The sequence below is a fragment of the uncultured Enorma sp. genome (assembly GCA_905210055.1).
GTDB lineage: Bacteria > Actinomycetota > Coriobacteriia > Coriobacteriales > Coriobacteriaceae > Enorma.
In genome coordinates this window covers 1-1,784 of sequence record CAJLVH010000219.1, presented here as the reverse complement: position 1 = coordinate 1,784, position 1,784 = coordinate 1, and the positions used below count along the sequence as shown (strand labels likewise).

Annotated in this window: 2 protein-coding genes and 1 pseudogene; all 3 read left to right on the top strand. The window is 64.8% G+C overall.

Going from position 1 to position 1,784, the window contains the following annotated elements:
- A pseudogene (locus tag QZ079_RS09350) lies at window positions 1-954 on the top strand (translation initiation factor IF-2); the annotation flags it as partial.
- Between the two features lie 12 nt (window positions 955-966).
- A complete protein-coding gene (gene rbfA, locus QZ079_RS09345) occupies window positions 967-1,431 on the top strand; it encodes a 30S ribosome-binding factor RbfA (RefSeq protein ID WP_297037569.1) in 465 nt (154 codons plus the stop codon).
- Window positions 1,424-1,784: DHH family phosphoesterase (locus tag QZ079_RS09340; protein WP_366926445.1), on the top strand; the 361-nt coding region annotated here is incomplete at its 3' end. The genes rbfA and QZ079_RS09340, both read left to right, overlap by 8 nt.

The window sequence follows — 1,784 nt, the reverse complement described above, 5'->3', positions numbered from 1 at the left end:
AAGCTCGACCGCGGCCGCGGACCTGTGGCCACCGTGCTCGTGAACCGCGGCACGCTCCACGTGGGCGACGCGCTCGTCGCCGGAACGAGCTTCGGCCGCGTCCGCGCCATGATCGACCAGCACGGCGACCACAAGGAACTCGCCGTGCCCTCGGATGCCTTCGAGATTCTCGGCCTCGATTCCGTGCCCACCGCCGGTGACGAATTCCGCGTCTTCGAGGACGACCGCGACGCCAAGAAGCTCGCCGACGAGCGCGCCCTCAAGGCTCGCATCGAGGAGCAGAACAAGGTCAAGCACGTCACGCTCGAGACCCTCTTCTCCGAGATGAGCGAAAACGAGCTCAAGGAGCTCAACCTCGTCGTCAAGGCCGACGTCCAGGGCTCCATCGAGGCGCTTGCCGACTCGCTCGCCAAGATGGATCAGTCCGAGGTGCGCATCAACATCATCCACTCCGCTGTCGGTGCCATCTCCGAGACGGACGTCATTCTCGCCGCCGCTTCCAACGCCATCATCGTCGGCTTCGGCGTGCGCCCGCAGGCCAAAGCCCGCGACCTCGCGGAGCGCGAGAACGTGCAGATCAAGACCTACTCGATCATCTACAAGGCGATCGAGGACATCGATGCGGCGCGCATCGGTATGCTCAAGCCCACCGAGGAAGAGGTGCAGACGGGTGTGGCCGAGGTGCGCGAGACCTTCCGCGTGCCGAAAGTTGGCCTCATCGCCGGCTGCATGGTCACCGAGGGTGAGATCAGCCGCGACGACCAGGTGCGCGTTGTGCGCGACGGCGTCGTGGTGTTCGACGGCAAGTTCGCCTCGATGCGCCGCTTCAAGGACGACGTCAAGACCGTGCGCTCTGGCTACGAGTGCGGCCTCGGCATCGAGCGCTTCCAGGACATCCATGTGGGCGACACGCTCGAGGCGTACAAGATCGTCGAGGTTGCGCGCACGGAGTAGGAGGTAAGACCCGTGAAGCAGACACCGGCGACGCGTCGCCTCTCCGAACAGCTTCGCGAGAAGCTTGGCTATATCTTGCTCTTCGAGATCGCCGACCCGCGTCTCGACCTCGTGACGATCACGGGCGTCGAGGTCGCGCAGGACCGCTCGTATGCGCGCATCTTCGTGACGTGCGACGGCGATCGCTATGACGAGGTGCTCGACACCCTCGCTGCCGCGAAGGGTAAGATCCGGAGCCTCCTTGCCCGTGCGCTCGATTGGCGCGTCGTGCCCGAGCTCGACTTCCGTATCGACCGCTCGACGGACGAGGCCATGCGGATCGCGCGCGCCCTCGAGAACGTCCCGCCCACGATCGGTGTGGAAAAGGACGAAGAAGGGTATCCCGTCGATCCTGACGCCGCGTCTGCGGCTGTCGATGAGGATGATGGGGCGCGTGCGGAAGCTTCGGCACCTGATGGGGCTGAGATCGATGGATAGCGTGCATACCGGCACGGAACCCGCCGTACAAGGCACCGAGTCCATCGAGCTTGCCTTCGCCAATGAGTACTGGTCGATCTTCGAGGCCATCGAATCCGCCGAGACCATCGCCATCTCGGGACATACGTCCCCCGATGGCGATGCCCTCGGCTCTACGCTCGGCCTCGGACTCGCCCTGCGTGGACGCTTCCCGCGCAAGAAGATCGCCTTCCTGTTGGCGGACGATGCACCCGTCCCGCGCATCTATCGCTTCCTCGCCGGGTCGGACGAGCTCGTACCGGCATCTCGCTACGAGCTCAATCCCGATCTTTTCATCTCGGTCGACTGCCCTGTGCTCGAGCGGCTCGAGAACG